The 19,019-nt window shown below is 39.0% G+C and carries 24 protein-coding genes; 5 read left to right on the top strand and 19 right to left on the bottom strand.

The window, feature by feature from the left end; genetic code table 11:
* Positions 1–9: 9 nt before the first annotated feature.
* The 6 genes from BV60_RS0104420 to BV60_RS0104395 form a co-directional block, all read right to left on the bottom strand.
* Positions 10–726: a LytR/AlgR family response regulator transcription factor gene (locus BV60_RS0104420; protein WP_029319768.1), complete on the bottom strand. Its 717-nt coding sequence runs from the start codon at positions 724–726 to the stop codon at positions 10–12.
* A gap of 178 nt (positions 727–904) precedes the next feature.
* Positions 905–1,672 carry a ZIP family metal transporter gene (locus tag BV60_RS0104415; protein ID WP_029319766.1) on the bottom strand — a complete coding sequence of 256 codons (768 nt, stop codon included), beginning with the start codon at positions 1,670–1,672 and terminating at the stop codon, positions 905–907.
* 34 nt (positions 1,673–1,706) lie between these two features.
* Entirely contained in the window at positions 1,707–2,483 is a 777-nt protein-coding gene (locus BV60_RS0104410; protein WP_029319763.1) for a class I SAM-dependent methyltransferase, read from the bottom strand.
* A gap of 141 nt (positions 2,484–2,624) precedes the next feature.
* Entirely contained in the window at positions 2,625–3,308 is a 684-nt protein-coding gene (locus BV60_RS0104405) for a YjjG family noncanonical pyrimidine nucleotidase (protein WP_029319760.1), read from the bottom strand.
* Positions 3,309–3,501: 193 nt separating this feature from the next.
* Positions 3,502–4,122, bottom strand: a complete 621-nt coding sequence (locus BV60_RS0104400; protein WP_029319758.1) for a flavodoxin family protein — start codon at positions 4,120–4,122, stop codon at positions 3,502–3,504.
* A gap of 70 nt (positions 4,123–4,192) precedes the next feature.
* Positions 4,193–4,858, bottom strand: a complete 666-nt coding sequence (locus BV60_RS0104395) for a nitroreductase family protein (protein WP_029319756.1) — start codon at positions 4,856–4,858, stop codon at positions 4,193–4,195.
* Positions 4,859–5,171: 313 nt separating this feature from the next.
* Here BV60_RS0104395 and BV60_RS21685 point away from each other — a divergent pair, with 313 nt between their 5' ends.
* Entirely contained in the window at positions 5,172–5,606 is a 435-nt protein-coding gene (locus BV60_RS21685) for a hypothetical protein (RefSeq protein WP_051656515.1), read from the top strand.
* Complete coding sequence (locus tag BV60_RS24485; RefSeq protein WP_081846581.1) at positions 5,607–5,930, top strand: helix-turn-helix domain-containing protein; 324 nt, start codon at positions 5,607–5,609, stop codon at positions 5,928–5,930. It begins immediately after the preceding gene.
* A gap of 13 nt (positions 5,931–5,943) precedes the next feature.
* Here BV60_RS24485 and BV60_RS0104385 read toward each other — a convergent pair whose 3' ends face one another.
* The 3 genes from BV60_RS0104385 to BV60_RS0104375 all read right to left on the bottom strand — a co-directional run bounded on the left by BV60_RS0104385 (position 5,944) and on the right by BV60_RS0104375 (position 7,575).
* Positions 5,944–6,450, bottom strand: coding sequence for a methylated-DNA--[protein]-cysteine S-methyltransferase (locus tag BV60_RS0104385; protein ID WP_029319755.1), 507 nt, complete (start codon positions 6,448–6,450; stop codon positions 5,944–5,946).
* An 88-nt stretch (positions 6,451–6,538) separates the two neighbouring features.
* Positions 6,539–7,099, bottom strand: a complete 561-nt coding sequence (locus tag BV60_RS0104380) for a flavodoxin domain-containing protein (RefSeq protein WP_029319753.1) — start codon at positions 7,097–7,099, stop codon at positions 6,539–6,541.
* Positions 7,096–7,575: a MarR family winged helix-turn-helix transcriptional regulator gene (locus BV60_RS0104375; RefSeq protein ID WP_029319751.1), complete on the bottom strand. Its 480-nt coding sequence runs from the start codon at positions 7,573–7,575 to the stop codon at positions 7,096–7,098. The genes BV60_RS0104380 and BV60_RS0104375 overlap by 4 nt, the downstream gene beginning before the upstream one ends.
* Before the next feature lie 647 nt (positions 7,576–8,222).
* Between BV60_RS0104375 and BV60_RS0104365 the strand changes: the two genes are divergently transcribed.
* Positions 8,223–8,972 (top strand): nucleoside phosphorylase, encoded by a 750-nt coding sequence (locus BV60_RS0104365; RefSeq protein WP_029319749.1) that lies wholly within the window; start codon positions 8,223–8,225, stop codon positions 8,970–8,972.
* A 27-nt stretch (positions 8,973–8,999) separates the two neighbouring features.
* Complete coding sequence (locus BV60_RS0104360; protein ID WP_029319747.1) at positions 9,000–9,515, top strand: GNAT family N-acetyltransferase; 516 nt, start codon at positions 9,000–9,002, stop codon at positions 9,513–9,515.
* A gap of 256 nt (positions 9,516–9,771) precedes the next feature.
* On the opposite strand, the gene BV60_RS0104350 is transcribed toward BV60_RS0104360, so the two are convergent.
* The 5 genes from BV60_RS0104350 to BV60_RS23090 all read right to left on the bottom strand — a co-directional run bounded on the left by BV60_RS0104350 (position 9,772) and on the right by BV60_RS23090 (position 12,715).
* Positions 9,772–10,458 carry an MBL fold metallo-hydrolase gene (locus tag BV60_RS0104350; protein ID WP_029319745.1) on the bottom strand — a complete coding sequence of 229 codons (687 nt, stop codon included), beginning with the start codon at positions 10,456–10,458 and terminating at the stop codon, positions 9,772–9,774.
* Between the two features lie 93 nt (positions 10,459–10,551).
* Positions 10,552–10,839: a hypothetical protein gene (locus tag BV60_RS0104345; protein WP_051656513.1), complete on the bottom strand. Its 288-nt coding sequence runs from the start codon at positions 10,837–10,839 to the stop codon at positions 10,552–10,554.
* Between the two features lie 12 nt (positions 10,840–10,851).
* Positions 10,852–11,712, bottom strand: coding sequence for an AAA family ATPase (locus BV60_RS0104340; protein WP_029319741.1), 861 nt, complete (start codon positions 11,710–11,712; stop codon positions 10,852–10,854).
* Positions 11,713–11,825: 113 nt separating this feature from the next.
* Positions 11,826–12,383, bottom strand: coding sequence for a GNAT family N-acetyltransferase (locus BV60_RS0104335; protein ID WP_029319740.1), 558 nt, complete (start codon positions 12,381–12,383; stop codon positions 11,826–11,828).
* Positions 12,384–12,547: 164 nt separating this feature from the next.
* Positions 12,548–12,715 (bottom strand): hypothetical protein, encoded by a 168-nt coding sequence (locus tag BV60_RS23090; RefSeq protein WP_156035971.1) that lies wholly within the window; start codon positions 12,713–12,715, stop codon positions 12,548–12,550.
* Positions 12,716–13,326: 611 nt separating this feature from the next.
* Between BV60_RS23090 and BV60_RS23085 the strand changes: the two genes are divergently transcribed.
* Positions 13,327–13,491, top strand: a complete 165-nt coding sequence (locus BV60_RS23085) for a hypothetical protein (protein WP_022762837.1) — start codon at positions 13,327–13,329, stop codon at positions 13,489–13,491.
* 81 nt (positions 13,492–13,572) lie between these two features.
* On the opposite strand, the gene BV60_RS0104315 is transcribed toward BV60_RS23085, so the two are convergent.
* The 5 genes from BV60_RS0104315 to BV60_RS0104290 all read right to left on the bottom strand — a co-directional run bounded on the left by BV60_RS0104315 (position 13,573) and on the right by BV60_RS0104290 (position 18,943).
* A complete protein-coding gene (locus BV60_RS0104315; RefSeq protein ID WP_029319736.1) occupies positions 13,573–13,872 on the bottom strand; it encodes a hypothetical protein in 300 nt (99 codons plus the stop codon).
* 195 nt (positions 13,873–14,067) lie between these two features.
* Entirely contained in the window at positions 14,068–14,406 is a 339-nt protein-coding gene (locus BV60_RS0104305) for a hypothetical protein (RefSeq protein WP_029319735.1), read from the bottom strand.
* A 121-nt stretch (positions 14,407–14,527) separates the two neighbouring features.
* Complete coding sequence (locus tag BV60_RS23080; protein WP_155829783.1) at positions 14,528–14,689, bottom strand: hypothetical protein; 162 nt, start codon at positions 14,687–14,689, stop codon at positions 14,528–14,530.
* A 698-nt stretch (positions 14,690–15,387) separates the two neighbouring features.
* Complete coding sequence (locus BV60_RS0104295; protein ID WP_029319733.1) at positions 15,388–15,786, bottom strand: (deoxy)nucleoside triphosphate pyrophosphohydrolase; 399 nt, start codon at positions 15,784–15,786, stop codon at positions 15,388–15,390.
* 4 nt (positions 15,787–15,790) lie between these two features.
* Positions 15,791–18,943 (bottom strand): DUF3427 domain-containing protein, encoded by a 3,153-nt coding sequence (locus BV60_RS0104290; RefSeq protein WP_029319731.1) that lies wholly within the window; start codon positions 18,941–18,943, stop codon positions 15,791–15,793.
* Positions 18,944–19,019 lie beyond the last annotated feature (76 nt).

The raw sequence follows: 19,019 nt of genomic DNA, 5'->3' as shown, positions 1-19,019 counted from the left end.
GGCTGTACCTCACGACATGGAATGGCTTAGAAAAGCCTGCTTTACCGATTCCTTCACTGATCTGCTAAGAGGAAGTTCCTCGCCGTTTGTCAAAAGAACCGTATCCTTCTGAATTCTGGTTATGGCATCGATGTTTACAAGAAAACTCCGGTGTATCTTGATAAAGCTGTAACCCTTAAGGGCACTCTCAAGTGACATCAGCTTGGTCTTCATGATTGTGGAATTCGTATTTGTTACGATGATGCATTCCTTTCGCTGAGCCTCAATATACAGGATTTTTTTTACATCAAAAGAGAAGACATCGCCACTTGATGGCTCTTCAATCTTCACAATTTGCTGACCGCGCCTTGAAAGCTCCTGAAGTATAGCAGTGACCAGAGGCTGTGCCATCTCATTAAGCTCGCTCTTTCTAATGAATCTGAAAGGCTGTACTTCGAAAGTCTGAAATACAAGGGCTTCCTTATTTGATATAAAGACTACCAGTGCCTCCGGAGAAATCTCCCTAATCCTTCTGCAAACTGAGATTCCATCCATACCCGGCATCTCTATATCAAGAAATATCATGTCGTAATGGAAATGCTGCTCTACCATTGGCAAAAATTCATCACCCGACATAAAAAAATCAAATGCCACTTCGGTATTCTGGTCGCTGAAAGTCTGTGCCAGAAGTTTCTTGGTCCTATCCAGGAATATCTTCTCATCTTCTACAATCGCTGCCTGATACATTGTTATCTCCGATAAAATAATTATATTATTACTCTTTTTTTGTTTACATGGGTTTATTTACGATTGCGCAATTAAGCAAAAATGTATAGTATTCTTTACCTTCATGGTGTCAATGAACAGTTCTTTTTCCATATGATTCACCTTCCCTGACAAAACCTAGTAATAGTAGACATCTTATTCACCCCAGACCTACATCCAGCGCCATCATAAGTATAAATCCCAGAGCAAAAAAGATTGTTCCTATGTTCGAATGTTCACCCTCAGACATTTCCGGAATAAGTTCCTCTACTACGACATATATCATGGCTCCTGCCGCAAAACTAAGAAGATATGGCATCAGTGGGATAAACAATCCGGATGCAGCAAAGACTAAAAGCGCCCCTATGGGTTCAACACTTCCGGACAAAACACCGTAAAGGAAGGTCTTTCCTTTTGGAACTCCCTCTCCCAAAAGCGGCATGGATACAATTGCTCCTTCAGGGAAGTTCTGTATTGCAATACCGATTGCCAGTGCCAGAGCTCCTGTAAAAGTAATTGTGCTGTTACCATAAAGCCAGCCTGCACATACTATTCCTACTGCCATTCCTTCAGGAAGATTATGAAGAGTAACCGCCAGGACAAGCTTCGTTGTTCTTTTAAGTCCGCTCCTTGGACCTTCCTCATTTTTATCCAGATGCATGTGAGGCGTCACCATATCCATTACAAGAAGAAAAAGCATTCCTATCCCAAATCCGACAGATACAGGAAGAAACCCGAGTTTTCCCATTTCAGCTGTCTGATCAAGTGCAGGAAGCAGGAGGCTAAAAAAAGAAGCAGACACCATCACTCCTGAAGCAAAACCTGTAAGGGCCCGCTGCATCCTCTGACTCATTTCTTTTTTAAACAAAAATACACTGGCCGCGCCCAGTGCTGTCCCCAAGAACGGAATGATGATTATATTCCACATAGCATGTAACCCCTTTCCTTCTTCTGTCAGCGTTTCACTTTTTCCTTATATACCAACTATATCCATAGAAGATAAGTTGTTTTTGCTCATCCTCAAAAACAGGATACAGAGTTTTCTTCATCCAATCTCTTGCCTTCTCAGTACTTACACTTCCATTTTCTATCTGCGCATTAACATTTGACTGTATCAGCATGAAATCCACAAAAGTTTCTAAGTCAAAAGAATACTCCATGTCGTATTCTGCCTGCTTTTCCATGATAAATCCTTCAGGCAGATCATCCTGATTCCACTTATTCTCTTTTCTAGGAGGTTTAGGAAATTTTTTCAGATATTCATCCCGGTACCACTTGGTATAATTCTCATTTCCTGTCATTTGATCTGTAATACCAAAATCGTATATGACAATAAGTCCATTATCCGCAAGAACTTCTGACATATTATACATGAACTTCTTTTCATCCACCCAGTTGATACATCCTGCTGCAGTTACAATATCGTACTTATTCTCCGGCATCTTCGTTTCTTCAGCCTTAGCAACATAAAATGAATATGCAGGATCCTCTCCATATAATTCCTTACATACTTCTACCATGGCATCAGCAATGTCCGTTCCTGTGACCTTGTCACAAATAAGGCGCAGGGCCTTGGTTGAAAGACCTGCACCACAGCCCACATCAAGACCATTAGAGAATTTATAATCAGCATCAAGGTTACAATCCGCTTTAAGCTGCTCTATTACTGATTTATGGAGCCATGGTCTTTTTGCATAACCCAGCGCAATTCTTTTTGAATCAAATGATTTATTGTCCATTCCGATCTATTCCTTATGTTTTAATTCTTTTATCGTATCCATGCCTAATAAGAGCAGCCTTCACCTATACTCTCCGATAAAAGCATACTTTTACTATAACAGAAAAAAGGGCATTTAGCAGTATCTGCAAGTGCATCCAGCTTATTCCTGTAGAGCTACTGCCAGGCATTCCTTAATATCGGAGACAATATATTCAGCATGCAGCTCCGAAGGCAGTGACATCCCATGTGGGTTGATCCAGCAGATATCAATTCCTGCGTTATTGGCTCCACGGACATCACTATCTATACCATCACCAACCATTAATGCTTCATCTGGCTTTATTTTCAATTGCTCCAGTGCCAGATTGAATATTGCGGGATCAGGTTTTGAAATTCCAACTTCTTCAGAAATAACTATGACAGATGACAGTTCCTTTACAATAGAACCCTCAAATCTTCTCTTTTGAATAGCAGTTATTCCATTGGTAACTATTCCAATAGGTATTTCTTTTGATATGGTTCTAAGAACCTCTTCAGCATTCGGAAGAAGCATATTCTGCATACCAAGAAGTTCTACAAATCTTTCTGCAGACTTTCGGGCATCTGCTGTTATTCCATATTTATTAAAGAATCTGAAGAATCTTTCATACTTAAGCTGGTTCTGAGTCATCTCTCCTCTTTCCAACGCTTTCCAACATGCAAGATTCTCTTCTTCGTACTGATCATATCGGTTATCATCAACATAACCAATTTCGTCCAGCAGCAGGTTTATTGCATTTCTATTACCTGTTTGAAAATCCATTAGTGTATCATCATTATCAAACAAAATAGCTTTATACTTCATATTTGCCACCTTTTACAAATTATTAAGTAACACATATCCTTCATGTGTAATTATAGCTTAAGCTATGACATTACATCAGAGTCAATACCTTTTTGTGAAAAAATGTTTTGTACAAAATATGGAGACTGAAATCAGCCTCCATATCTTAATATAGTGAAATTAACTTCGGATTAACGACAACCAAGACTCAAAATCACTCCATGATAAAATTTGTCCACGCATGTTCTTCCGTTTTTGGCAAGCCATATTTCTCTTTTCCAAGTGCTATGCTCTTAATTAGGAAGGACATATTTCTGGCAAGAACTCTCATCGTCTGAAGGCCTTCAAGATCTTTTACAGCTTGTCCCTTTTCCCCGCCATGAACGCTGTTCCAATACTGACTGGATGCTATAGGCATATTGCAGATGGTGAAATACTTGTTTAATTCATCGAAAGTAGCTGATGCACCGCCCCTTCGACATACCGCAACGCTCGCTCCAACCTTCATAGTCTTATCAAAATGTGTACTATAAAAAAGTCGGTCTAAACATGCTATAAGTGTTGCATTTGCAGAAGCATAATAAACCGGTGATGCTACAACAAGCCCATCCGCCTCTTCAAATTTAGACGCGAGCTCATTTACAACATCATCAAATACACATTTTCCATTCTTCATGCAACTTCCACAGGCGATGCATCCACGAATATCCTTGTTACCCACCTGTACAATTTCAGCTTCAACTCCTTCCTCTGTAAATGTTTTTGCCATTTCATCCACAGCGATAGAAGTATTTCCGCCCATTCTGGGACTTCCATTGATTATCAGTACCTTCATAGCAATAAATCTCCTTCCATATTATTCTTCTTATTTTTCATAGCCATCATGCCGGAATGGATATCTGAGATTAAAAAAACTTCCCTATAGCACGCTCAGAACCGATTTCAAAATGGCATTTAACTATCCCAAGGTCAACCTGGCTGAAAATTCCACCCTTATCAATAAACTCTACTGACTGGTCCTCATTAAGCTTTATTACAAACTTCTGCTGATTTATCGCAGTTGGCGCCAAAAGAGCCATCTCAACACCATTATTAAACCAAAATGGTCTTTCACCCTTTGCATCAACGACCTGATCCATTGTCTTGGATTTACGTGGCTTTCCCTTGTCTTTTCCGTAGCCTATCGCAATGGAAATTACCAGTTTTTCACCATTTCTTATCTCCGCTCCAATATTCTTTTTATTAAAAGTCCCTGCCCAGCAAGTATTAAGCCCCAAGGTCTGCGCAAAAAGTACAAGCTTTTCTCCGTAGTAACCGATTCTTTGTTCCAACGTATCATCATCCGGGCCCACACATGCAATAACACTTGGCGCTGAGCCAAGCCCCATAGCCCTGTTAAGAAGCCTGTTATACGTATTACCGGCATCCTCCATCAGCTGAAGATGTAAATTTCCTGCCTCGTTAAGCTCTCTGATTTTCTCATTAAGCTTAACTATCTTTTCAGCCTGTATATGCTCAGGCGTATAATTTCTAACTGAATGTCTCTCCTTTATCGCCTCGATATAATTCATAACGATTCTCCTAAATAAGTCTGTTTCAATAATAATCAAAAACTATCTTGCTAGAGTATCAAATAGTTCAGGATACTCCTGCTTCATTCTGATTAGATTACTCTCCGGATATGAGCTCATCATATAATCAAATTATATATATTGTACACAATTTAATCAAATGATACAATCTTTTTCATCCCGATAAAGGCATTTTACATTACATGTTCTCCCACATACTGCAAAAACTCAGGTATCCCAGGCCATTTCTTTATGCCCCGTTTTTTTGGTAAAATAAGTTCGGATCTATTACTTTTAGAAAAAGGGGATTTCCATGTCAAAAAGAATATCAAACCCAAATGCACAGATCGCACTCAAAGAATTCATAGGCAGAGAAAACAACTATATTCATTTTGAATACGAAAATGAAATGAAGCAGTATGAGATGATGAAAAATGGCGACCCCGGGGCCGCCGATGAAAGCCACAGGATGATGGCTGAAAACAACTCTACTCTTGCCGATGATCCTGTTACCAATATGAAATATCTTATGGTCTGCAACGCCACTCTCATGACAAGATTCGCCATAGAGGGTGGTCTTAATTCCGAGACCGCATATAATACGAGCGATCTGTACATCTACAACATGAACAAATGCACCACCGTCCAGGAAGTGCTGGATCTGCACTACGAGATGGTCACGTTCTTTACCGCGCAGATGCAGAAATTAAAGAAACAAAATATCTATTCCAGACAGATTCTCCTCTGAATGGAATATATAGATCAGCACCTGCATGAAACCATCCGTTTAGACGATTTCTCAGAACACGTACACCTTAGCAATAATTACCTATCAACCCTTTTCAAAAAAGAAACAGGGTATACTGTGTCAGAGTATATCCTGTCCCGAAAACTTGAAGTTGCAGAAAACATGCTTCGTTTTTCTGATTTCTCTTGCGCAGAGATAAGCAGTTTTCTGTCGTTCAATTCCCAGAGCTATTTTACCCAGTGCTTCAGGGAAAAGAATGGCTGTACTCCTGCTGTTTTTCGCAAAACGCATTATAACAAACATATCCAGGGAAGGCATAAGTAATAATAACTGAGAGTTATAAACTATACTTCCTCTCGTGCAGTAGCAACAATTCTTTGTTTCTGATTCCACCACCATATCCTGTAAGGGAGCCATCAGAACCTATCACCCTATGACATGGGATAATGATGCAAATAGGGTTCCAGCCTACTGCACCGCCAACTGCCTGGGCTGACATTTTTGAAATACCACGTTTCACGGCAATCATCTTGGCAATCTCACCATAAGTTGTCGTTTCTCCAAAAGGAATCTTTTTCATGATTTCAGATACATCCCGGCGGAACGATGTTAGTTTTTCTATTTTAATGTTCGGAATATCCGGAGAAGGCTTTCCGTAAAAATAGTCATCAAGCCATTTTTCTGTCATTTCAAATATGGTAAGTCTCTTTTCATCTGCATCCGGCTTATGCTTCTTTTCATCATCCGATCCTTCAAACCACAGTCCCGTCAGATACTCTCCATCACTATTCATGAGCATGTCGTCAAAACCTTCAGGAGTTTTGTATTTCCAAATGTACGTCATATCATCACTCCAATCGTTAATCCCCCTCTGCCCAAGGATTTCGCACAATGCCTCAGACATTCTTTTTAATATTCTTTTTATCGTGTATTTATACTATATGTACAGCTTTTCTATTGCCTTTTTCTGCAAGATACTCTGCAATAGGCTCTATGAATTTAATATCAGAGATGTCGTAGGATGAAGCCATCTTCTCAGCCATTATCTTCTCTTTCTCAGTAGCATCCTTCTTGTTCTTAAGGGCTGACACGAACATCTTCATTGCAATACGGGATGGAGCCTTCATCTTTTCATAGTTAAACCCGCCCTGGCAGTAAAATACTTTTATGTATTTCTTCTGCTCTTCTGTAACAGCATTCTGCAGAAAGACATCTACATCCGGGTTATCGTTAGGACTGCCACCTACACAAAACATAGCAAGGCGCTTATTCTTCCAGTTAGTAGCCTTTTCAAGGAACCACTTTGCCTTAACAAGACTTCCTGCCATTGCCCATCCGCCATAGCAGATTGCATCATAGTCATCGAAGTAATCAGCACTCTTCTTCTGAGCAGCCTTTAGCTCAAGCAGATCTCCGCTCATTCTCTCTGAAAGCCACTCCGCGTATCTCTTTGTAAATCCTGTCTGTGATGTGTAAATAATCAGTGTTTTCATAAGTCGCTCAGATTCCTCTCCATTTTCATAATAGTTTGTATGGTAGTCTGCAGACTCTTTTCATCAATTCCGTCAAATATGCGTCCTATTACATACCGGCTTTGTTGACCGTTATTATCGTTCTGTTCCAGAAAATCCCTGCATTTATCTGTGACAAAGATGCGCTGCTTTCGCTTATCTTTTTCATCAGGAACAGTTGAAATAAATCCCTTTTTTTCAAGTTTAAGTAAAATCTGCTTCACATTCTGATGAGAGCTTCCCATTATATCTGAAAGCTCATTCAGTGTCGGTGGTTCCTTGCATAAGTTAATACAGATTATGGCAAAGAACTGTTTCCACGTAATTTCCTTGAAATATGCATCAGCTGCCGCCTGATATCTGTTATCAAACGCACTGAGAAGTCCCAGCAAAAAAGGCTGTGGGGGCATATTTCCAAACGTTACTTTTTCGACATTCATCACTTCATCGTAATTCATGTGAGCTCCTTTTATTTTATGTAACATATTACCTATATAAAACAATGTAATATGTTACATAATTTTTGTCAACACTTTTTCAAAAACTATCATATTTCCATTATGGATCACTTTTCCCGGGCATCCTGATTTCATCAGGCGCAATGATACAGTATTATTCCAACAACAAATCCAATATACACGTCATATTAGTTTTTTTAAGGCTAAAACTGTCTACAGAAACAGCATCTTCTATTGTGTCGTGTGTTTTAATGACTTGGAAACAAAGTTTACAGGGATGAAGAAAATATATATCTGACTAAAAATAGTATTGACAGCTATTTGTCAGTCAACTATACTTACAACTAATAATTTTCAGAAAGGAAGACGCTATGAAAAAACTTATACTCGTCACAACATACATGGTCACCAATAAACCCGTGAATGATAAGCAGGGGTTTGATTTTGATATGTATGATGAGGATAAGATTATTTGAAGGCATAGTTAGTGCTTTATAACTGATATAGTTTACAAGGCCTCATCAAGCAAGAGTTTGATGGGGCCTTTTTTTCGGAGGTGGCTATGAGAATAAAAGAGCAGAAATACATTTTACCTGCCGGGCGGGAAATCATAATGGCAAACATATTTGAGTGAGGAGGAGTGGACCATGCGTGAAGATTTTTACGATGATAAGACAGAACCGATAATAGAACTGAAACATTTCTATGGAGAACAAAAACATCTTGTAGATAAGTGCCTGATTATTTTTTCAAAAGTAATTCATGACCACATCCTGGAGAAATTTGATTGCGAAGAAATCGGTTCGCTCGGTGCATGTAATGGAAGAATACCTATCTATTGTCTTTTGTACAAAGGTGAAAAGATAGCATTTTACTTAACTGGAATAGGCTCTGCTTTTGCTTCGGGCGCTTGTTATGAAGCACATTGGATAACCGGAGCGACAAAGTTTATTATGTTCGGTTCCTGTGGAAGCCTTGATCCGGAGAAGACTACCGGAAGATTTATCATTCCGACTGAAAGTTACAGAGGCGATGGTGCTTCATATTATTACGCTCCGGCCAGTGACTATATTGATATTAAGGGTTGCGATAAATTGGAGAGAATTTTTACAGAGCTTAAGGTTCCATATGTTAAAGGCCGTGTTTGGACAACAGATTCTATGCTCAGAGAGACAAAGGGACTTGTTGCCAAAAGAAAAGAAGAAGGCTGTATAGCAGTAGAGATGGAACTTGCGGGAGTTCAGGCTTTGTGTGATTTTTATGGAATTGAACTTTATAATTTCCTTGAAGCCGGTGATGTACTTGCGGATAGCGGATATGAAGTAGAGGCACTTCCTGCTGCAAACCATGATCTTGGAAAATTCTATATTGCTTTGGATATTGCAGTAAGGATATGACTTTTCTTGAATTAGGAGGATAAAACCGTGAGAGTCAGGATTGAGACAGAAAGATTGATATTAAGACCTTTTGTACCGGAGGATTATAAGGCTGCATTTAAGTGGTGCGGAGATCCGGATGTAAATGAATATATGATTTATCCGCTTTATAAAAATGCGGAAGATGTAAAGACATGGCTTGAAAGCCGCAATCTGGATGACCCTGATAGTTATGACCTTGGAATCGAACTTAAGGAAACCGGTGAGCTTATTGGGAGTGGTGGTCTGGTATATCATGCAGACAAAGATGCTTGGGAAGTTGGCTACAATATCAGAAAAGACCAGTGGGGACATGGCTATGTTCCGGAGGCGATGCAGGGAATAATTGATCATATCTCAAAGATACAAAAAATACGAGCGATTGAAGGGCAGTTTGCTGCAGAAAATCATAAAAGTCAGCGTGTTATGGAAAAGCTTGGGATGCATTATTCACATGACAGTGAGTTCGAGAAGCTTGATGGTAGCAGAAAGTATTCAGCAAAAACATTCATTAAGGAATTTTGATTTGTGAATGCTTTAGTCGTCGACCCCAATTCAAACAGCGTATGCTCATCCACAGTTTTCCCATCAATGTCACAGTATTCCAAAAATATATCTTCATTGCCATCAATTATTCCTACAGCAACAACCCTGTTATGTGTCATACTACAAATTCTGTTCATATATTCCTGTTCATTTTGCAGGGTGTATTATTTTGCTTTGTTTCATAAATTTATCGCTTTTCGTTTTCTGCAGTAGCTTGTTTATATTCAATTTCAGTTTATTCATCTGTCCCCTCTAACAAGTCTCGAATTGTATCTTCCTTTGGTACAGGAACCCAGTGTCCTTCAAGGCATATGGTTGCCTCTGATTTCCTGATAGTCTCGGATAGACTCTTGCTTAGAACAGGATCCTTTTTCCATTCCGGGAGTGCCCCACAGGTTGCATCCCCAACAAACAGAACACCTTCCCCGGGTATCTCAATAAAAGTCGAATCATCTGTATGCGGTGCGTCTGCCTGAAAAACCTTAACCTGGCAGTTACCTGCATCCAGTATCATGCTATCATGGAAAATCATATCTGCAGCCTTTACAATCACAGGTCTGTCATCAGAATACTCATTACGTATTCTTTCATCCAGATTCAGAAAGAACTCTGTTCCTTCATCCGATAACCTGCGACTAAAATCTTTCAGATACTGATTGGTCCGCTCATTTGCAAGACAAAGCCCATTTACCGCATGTATTCCAAATGTATGGTCCCAGTGCCAGTGTGTAATTACCGTGAGCCTTGGAAGTGGCAAGCCATTATCTTCCAACGCCTTGTAAAACTCCCCGGTATGTGCCTCTGAGTGACCTGCATCAACAGCAAGACTCCAATTATCTCCGCGTATATATCCCAGATTAGGCCGATCCCGCTCTTCTTCCATTGGATAGTACCAAATTCGATCAGTTAATCTTTTCAACATATATGTTTTGCTCCTTACAACTCCTGAAAGAATTCAATTTCTTATTCATCAAAAACTATTTCTAATTTTGCACGGATAAAATTAAAAGAATCCTTAGCACTTCTTCAGCAGCTTTTTTGCCTTTGTGCACCACTTAAGGTACGCCTCATAGGTGTCAATTCCAAAAGTAACAGTCAGATAATAGAAAATATGGTCCTCCTCATTCAGGACTTTTTCCAGATTATCTTTGTACATATTAAGTACCGACAGATTACGCTTAACGTCCTCCTCGAAGATCTGAATATTCCTAATTGTGACATTCCTGTCCTCAGCTCCGCCAAAATACAGCTTTAAAAGAGTTTCATACTTAAGTCCGTCTATTACTTCGCTTGCCAGATCCACGTCATCCCAGTATTATCTGAATTCATCCCTATGACGCTCAAAGAACTCAAAATAAGTCCTTACACCTTCAAGTTCAGTCCATTTCTTGATATTTACATGAGACTCATCCAAATCATAAATCCTTGCTCCTCGCAGAGCCAGTAGAAATGGTGAATGAGTCGCTATAATAAACTGGCACCCGAAAAATCTTGCTGAATTCTGTATAAAATCAAATAATTCCATCTGTCTTTGAGGCGAAAGGGAATTCTCCGGCTCATCCAGCAAATACAAACCATTATCCTTTATCTTTTCTGAGAAGTATTGTAAAGCACTCTCTCCATTGCTGTGTTCAATGACATTATTGCCTATTGATTCCCTGACATATCTTGACTGTGTCTTGGAGCGGGCAGCTACAACTTTTTTCAGTTGTTCATAATCATCCAGTGATTTCATCTGAAATTTAGAATTTCTGTTTTCAATCCATTCATCAAAGACCTGCTCTCTCTTACGGTCAACCCCCTCATTCAGAGCCCTGAGATTAAGCATAAAATCGAATACGTCATCGCTGGTGATCATTCTGATTTCTTCCGGTTTTTCTCCCGGAGTCATTTCAAACTCACACATCTTGAGATAATCATCAAAAAAACTACTACGGTTGAACAGCGAATCCCGTTCAGCCCTAAGTTTTTCTGCCATAAGATTAAGAGCTGTGCTTTTCCCGGAACCATTGTTTCCATACAAAATTGTTATCTCTGAAAAAGACAAAGCATGTAACTGGTTAGCTGAAAATACCCCAAACGGATAAAACGATGTATAGCATGTTCTTCTTATGTAATTAACAAACTGTTCTTCCGCATCCACTCCCGGAAATCGGAAAGCTTCAATATACATCATATTTTGCTCACTTTATCACTTTCTTCTATAAGCTGCTCTATTAAAAATCCGGCCTTTGCTAATGCATCGATGTAGGCGGATAAATTATTAGCTTCATTGTCTATTCCCTCGATTCAATAATTAGTCCGGTCAGATCTAAGAATTGCATACCAGCTCGAATCATTGATTCCTTGATTGTTGATATCTGAACTGCGTAGCGTGCCTTCATATTGCATTCCACATTTCTTCATGACCATACCGGAATGTGGGTTATTAACATCATGCCTTGATTCAATACGATTTGCTTCAACCTTATCAAAAAAGAAATCTATAACAGCATTTAAAGCTTCAGATGTAATCCCCTGATGCCACCATGCTCTTCCAATGCAGTAACCAATGTGGATCATATTTGTGCTTTCCTTCATACCAACGGCGGAGATACTGCCTATAGGTTCATTTATCTCTTTTAAAACAATGGCCCACTGATAGTACTTTTCATCCTTATATGCATCCACCCACTGCCTGATGATATTCTCCGTTACATCGACAGTTCCATGCGGCGACCATGTAAGAAACTTCGTGACTTCTTCATCGCTTGCCCAATTCAGGAACATAGCATTAGCATCTTCAACTTTGAATTTCCTCAGTATCAGTCTTTCGGTCTCAATTGTCTGTGTCCCGCAATGCCTCATTTTCATCCATCCTCCGTCAACAAAAACATAATTTTACTATATCAGAAAAAAAGCCTTTTAACAGTAAATAATACCGTCAAAAGGCCTTTTTCAGACAATTTTAGAAAAAAATGCACATCGCCACTATTATAAATCTTGTTTGAGCTTATATTATCGGTAATGTATCAGCCATCAATATGGATATTTTCATGACATTGACTGCATGTAACATCATCCAGCAAAAATCCGGCAAGCAGTATTACCGGTACAGCCAGCACTGACAATAATGCCATAGCTCCATACTCAATACCGGACTTGTTACTGTTTTCATTTCTTTTATCCTTATTATCCATGCTGCCTCCTTCCAAATACATTACTGTAATTTCCACTATACCGGAAACGATAAAGTCTCCAAGCCATTGTTATCTGTTGTTATGAAAATTATACGAAACTCTGATACCACAATGCATATCAGTTATAGTAAAAACAGTGTGTCTATCCTCCTAATAACGCAAAAAAACATGACCTCTTAGCGAAACACCGCCCCGCAAATGGGCAAAAGAATAACCTGATCAGCTCTGTGTTGATCAGGCCATTCTCGCACATATGTATGTTAGGAGGAGTTAAAAAATGGAATTATTCTCTTATTATCGTTTTTTATTACTACATCCTCTGAAAGCTCGGGCTTTCTCGGGAGGCTCCCATACAGAAACCGGAGGCTTGTCTCGTTCCCTGTATGATTGTCTTTCTAATACCTATATCGGCTCAGAAGATCATACACATAACCCCTTTTGAAAATGTATTATTATTTCAAAATTTTCCTCAGAAAAAAATAAAAATAAACATTGTAAATTGCCCTAAAGAAAATCAGGACCCCCATCGATATATTTTCTGTAAGCGAGAAAGAACATTCAAATGGCCAATTAGAATGAAAGGATAAGAAAATTAAACGGAGGTTTTCCTTATGTATATGTACGAATTATTTCTTTCAACAGATGTAGAAGGCAAAAAGATCCACTTTATCCAGACCAACCATAAGGTTGATAACCTTGAAAAATGGCTTGGAAAGCTTGTAAAAGATAACACCATTACTGAGGATGTAGCTAACGCAGTTACTTTCGTTTGGTAATAACATATACTGTCACCCCGGAGGATCCTTAAACAGGATTCTCTTTTTTATGTAATCCTTTAGGAAAATTTAAGGTATGCATTATATATTATATCCATCGAGAGGCGAAAGCCTTTTGGAAAATCTTTTATAATTATCTTTTAGCTTTTTACTTCGACGATACAATGCAAAGCTGATGCAGATTGCCGCAACTGCTATAAGCAGACATGTATACAGAACAGGCCTGAGAAGTGTTGCATATTCTGTTTCCTCAAAGATTCCATCCATATGCAGTTTTATTGAAAAATAAATCCAGTATGCAGTAGAAGCAAAAGCCACTATCCACAAACCTACACGAATTACAAACAATCTCTTTATCTTTGCACTTATTATATCCGGCATCACTCGTCTCCTTCTTCTCTGTCAAACATATAATCCTTTTTAATTATCTGTTCTCAGCTGTATTTCTAACCATTTCCAGCTCCTCGTCCAGGATGCAATTCTTAAATGACTTATTCCTGACACCAATAATGCATTCATCAACTATATCAAGATATTCCATACTTTATGTCTTTCCAATCATTGCAAATTTTTCACTTATCCGATAGGCTCAAGATATTCTACAGTTTTCCCATGTTCCAATGCATACTCAATCTCAGACCTCGTACTGTCTCCTGTATAATTGCCGACGTTGATAACATAAATACCATCCGCCATATCTATCTTGCGTTTATGCATATCGTCTAACATTTCCTTGGTCTTGGTAAGCGTCCCTTCATCCATGTTTTCCCAGACTTCCTGATCACCGGAATGTCCGAACAGCCCAACGCTTATCACGATGCACCCCTGCAGGGTCAGCCTCTTCTGAGCTTCCATAAATTCATTTTTAAAACGTGTACTTCCACAAAGAGTTATTACCTTGTATCCTCCAACCATAAACAAGCCTCCCAAAAAAACATACCACCATTATAACGTAAAATCCCCGGAGCATTGACAAAAATCATCAACAACTCCAGGGATATCTGTACCTTTTTTCATTTGTTCAATTCTTGATGAATCAGAGTGTAAATGTTGCTCCAAAAGCAACTGTCATCTTCTCTTTATTATAGAATGCTGAAAGCTTCTCAAGGCAATCATCATACATTTTGCGGAATGCTTCGTTTCTCTGCTCTCTCTTAACTTCTGCTTTTCTTGTATCCTGAACATCGTTAAATCTCATAGTATTTACCCCTTTCCTGGTTGTGATATTTGTTAGCCGTTTGGCTGTTTCTTTTCTCTTTCTGAGCTTATGATATTACTTCCCGGGTTTATAAAACACAACATTCATTGCTTTTACTATCTATACGTTGTGTATCCTCCCTGTAATTATGTTATACATCACCCATCAATATCCAAATATCATTTTCATTTGTTTTTTATAATTATTATCAGGCGAATTTTCAATTGACTCAAAACGGGCTAAAACGACTCAAAATAGGCTCCAAATAGCTAATGATTTTATATCAGAATTTATAGAGAGCATAATAAAGCGCCAGTAATCTTCAATTTCTGAGGATTATTGGCGCTATTTATATTTGTAAATAACTTAAAAATCAAAATCGTCTGCATCATAAGTTTCGTCTGCATCATCATAACCTATCAGATATGGTGTCCAAAAAGCACATCATACAGATTAACTTGAATATTTGGTACTTTCGGATTTGGCTTTCTAACCTGTAATCTAAAAAGTAACATATGCAATGTCAAACACAAAAGTATTAACTTTTTTAAAATAAAATATGCACTCCACCAGCTAAGCCCAAACAATCGAAAAGCACAGTCAATATAATAATGAACAGCATAAATCGGACTCAATATTTTTTCCTCCATTTTATTGTGATCATATTGATCCCTCAATCTTTATCTATATCACCTTTATCACAGGCACTTTTTAATCTCTTCTATCAGTCCTTCATCTGCAGGAAGCCATCCCAGTGTATCTATATCATCCTTAGTCACCCACTTTGCAGCTTCATGTTCAAGTAATGATAGCTTTCCACTTTTCACAGTAGACCAAAAACAGTGCATGTGCAGATGGAAGGTCGGATAATCATAATCAACGATGCTGATGAGGTCATGCACCTCAATATCTGTTGCAAGTTCTTCCTTTATCTCTCTTATCAATGCATCCTCCGGTGACTCACCATCTTCTATTTTTCCACCCGGAAATTCCCAACCATCTTTGAAGTCACCGTAGCCACGCTGAGTTGCGAAGATTTTTGTTTTATTCTCGTAATCATCACAGATTACGGCTGCTACTACATTTACTGTTTTCATATATTTATCCTACGTCTAACTTATTTGTCTTTCTGATGTATTTTGCAGGAATTGGATTATCCAATCGCCAGATGATATTCATCGGTCTGCTGCCGGTATGGCTCAGATAATTCGCCGTTCCGAGATATGTATACGGCGCTGTTCCCACACTGTCCTTTTTAAATTCTCTTACAAAGATCAGTACTTTACTACCCTCTTTTGCATGATTTATGTATCTCTTACCTGTGGGCGAAGTGTCAGAGGTAGTACTCTGGCTCTGCCAATGGAACATATTGCTGCTAATAGAGTAGTCATTGTACATAGTGGTTGGTGAATAGTCCTTGTCGGACTTATTCAGTGTTACAAAGAACACATCCAGATTTTTATCCTCAAGCCACTTTACTCCCTCTCGCACATTTCCAGGGGTCATGTAATCCATAGCTACCAGGATCTGATCTCTTGTATATGTGCAGTATAGATCAAGCGGGCAGTCGAATCCCAAATCTACTGGTTTATCTATGATATCCACTTCATCAAGTTTTATCTCCAATATGCCTATCATTTCACGGATAAGCTGCTTGCATGAGGCAAGCGTTGTCATATTTTCCCTAACTTCTTCAGAATGCCAATCTTCTGCTGACTTAAGGAATACTGTGATGTAAAACATCTGCATCATTCTCTTTTCAGAATCAGGCAGCGTATCTATATTAAGGGTACTAAGGTCAGGTAGCACTTTTAATAAAAATCTAATCCATCTACGTGAGTCAATTGCAATTATCTTACTGAAGGCCTTAGTAATAATCTCTTCCAACGGTTCACTAAAATCCGGTATAACCTTGGCATCAGCGCACAGTCTGGTAAAAGAGTACTTGGTATATATAGTCTTAAGCTTGATTCTATGGTAGCTGATAAAATTCCCAAGAGATAGCTTAAGTCCGCTATCCTCCTCAAAGGACTCAATCCTGGATATCAGTCCCATCCTGTCACTGAATGACTTCTTTATGTTATTAATGATTATCTCAGAGGCTTTCTTTTCAAGCTGTATATAACAGCCTTTTGGAAGTGAAACAAAGCCTTTCTTAAGTTCGTACTGAACACTGTGATCTGTATTTGACAACAGCGCTGCGAATTTTTCCTCAAAGTTATACTTCTTATTTGCCTGTCCGATAAAATCAAGTACAGTCAGACACTCTTTTCCTTTTGACAAACGAAGTCCTCTTCCGAGCTGTTGTAAAAATACAGTTAAAGATTCTGTAGGACGAAGAAAAAGCACTGTATCCACCTGCGGAATATCCACGCCTTCATTGTACAAATCTACAACAAAGATGAACTTTATGTCTCCGCTTATAAGAAGTGCCTTAGCGTTATTTCTTTCCACGTCCGGAGAATTCGCTGTTAGCGCAAGAGATGATATTCCTTTTGCATTAAACTGCTCCGCCATAAAGGCAGCATGTTCTACAGATACGCAAAAGCCAAGACCATGGACATTTTCCATATCTGTAACGTAGTTATGTAGGGAATTTATTATGTGATTAACTCGACGGATAGCTACTTCTCTATTTAATGAATAGAGATTACTAAGTTCTGTTTTATCATAGCCGCCTCTCACCCATTTTACAGAAGATAGGTCTGTTTCATCTGTTACTCCGAAGTATTGGAACGGGCAAAGGAGTTTTCTTTCTACCGCTTCCGGAAGTCTGATTTCTGCTGCCACATGCCCATCAAAATAGTCGAGGATGCTCTTACCATCCATACGCTCAGGAGTTGCAGTAAGTCCAAGCAAAATTTTTGGCTTAAACTTTTCAAGCAGTCCCTGGTAAGTGGGCGCAGCTGCATGGTGGAACTCATCGACGATAATATAGTCATAATAATCTTCCGGAAGTAATTCATATAATTTCTGAGAAGCCACCGTTTGTATTGAGACAAATAGGTGGCCAAGACTATCTGGCTTGTGATTACCTACATAGAGCTCGCCAAAATTCTGATCCTTTAACACTGCTCTGAATGCACCTTGGCTCTGCTTAAGAATTTCTTCTCTGTGCGCAACAAATAGAAGCCTGTTATTTTGACCGGGCCTTCCATCACAAAAATCTCTGTAATCAAAAGCTGAGATAAGTGTTTTTCCTGTTCCGGTAGCTGCAACAACAAGGTTTTTATATCTGTCTCTTACAACTCTCTCAGCGTTTAATCTATCTAGTATCTCCTGCTGATAAGGATATGGATTGACATCTACTATGTATTGGAATTCCGCACTGGAACCGCTGTACTTTTCAGCCTTTAATGCTTTTTGCAACTTGTCATGCTCATTTATATCGTACTTCTCAAAACTAGAGGTATTCCAGTAGCTTTCGAAGGTTGCTTCTATTTTCTGTATAGTCGGTGCCATATCCTTGGCAGTCGCTTTTATATTCCATTCGAGCCCACTGCTCATAGCCACATTGGACATGTTGGATGATCCGATATACGCAGTTGTAAAACCTGTATCACGGTAGAATACATATGCCTTGGCATGGAGCCTGGTTCTCTTTGTATCGTAGGAAATGCGCACCTCTGTGTTATCCAATTTGCACAATTCATCTATAGCTTTTACATCGGTAGCTCCCATGTAAGAAGTCGTAATAATTCTGAGCTTTCCACCACGTTCATTCGTAAATCTTCTCAGTTCATCTATAATAAGGCGAAGTCCGCTCCACTTGATAAAGGACACAAGCATGTCGATTCTGTCAGCAGTCTCCAACTCCTTCTTTATCTCTGTGTACATCTGTGGCTCATGTACAGCTCCTGTAAAGAGGCTACTCTGAGAGATAGATGTTTCCGGTCTTACTACATCTTTTGCCTTAAGTTTCCCAATGCGATACATGGGATCCGACTCTGATACTATTGCAAGGAGCTGCTCCGCTTTATCATCCACCGCCAGCTTACTAAGTTCATCTTGGTTGGTTTCAGATAAAACAAGCCCTACAATTTTATTTACAAGCTTAACCTTTGAATCAAGGTTGTCCGTCTCCGGCATCATATCAAGAGTTTTGCGCACAATGTCAGCAATATACCTCGTAAATACTTCTGATGCCTCAGCTTTGTCTATGGGCTCAGAATACTTACTGTCTTCAGTTCTTGTAGATAGCTCCTCCTGGAGTAGCTTATTGATAACCTGTTCATATAATCCAGGCTTAAGCATAGTCACACTCACCTTCCCCAAAACAGTTCTATTTCTTTATTATAATTCGTATGGTTTTCTTTTTTATTTTCTCATT

It is taken from the genome of Butyrivibrio sp. AE3004, from assembly GCF_000703165.1.
GTDB lineage: Bacteria > Bacillota > Clostridia > Lachnospirales > Lachnospiraceae > Butyrivibrio.
This window is presented reverse-complemented; position numbering and strand designations above follow the sequence as displayed.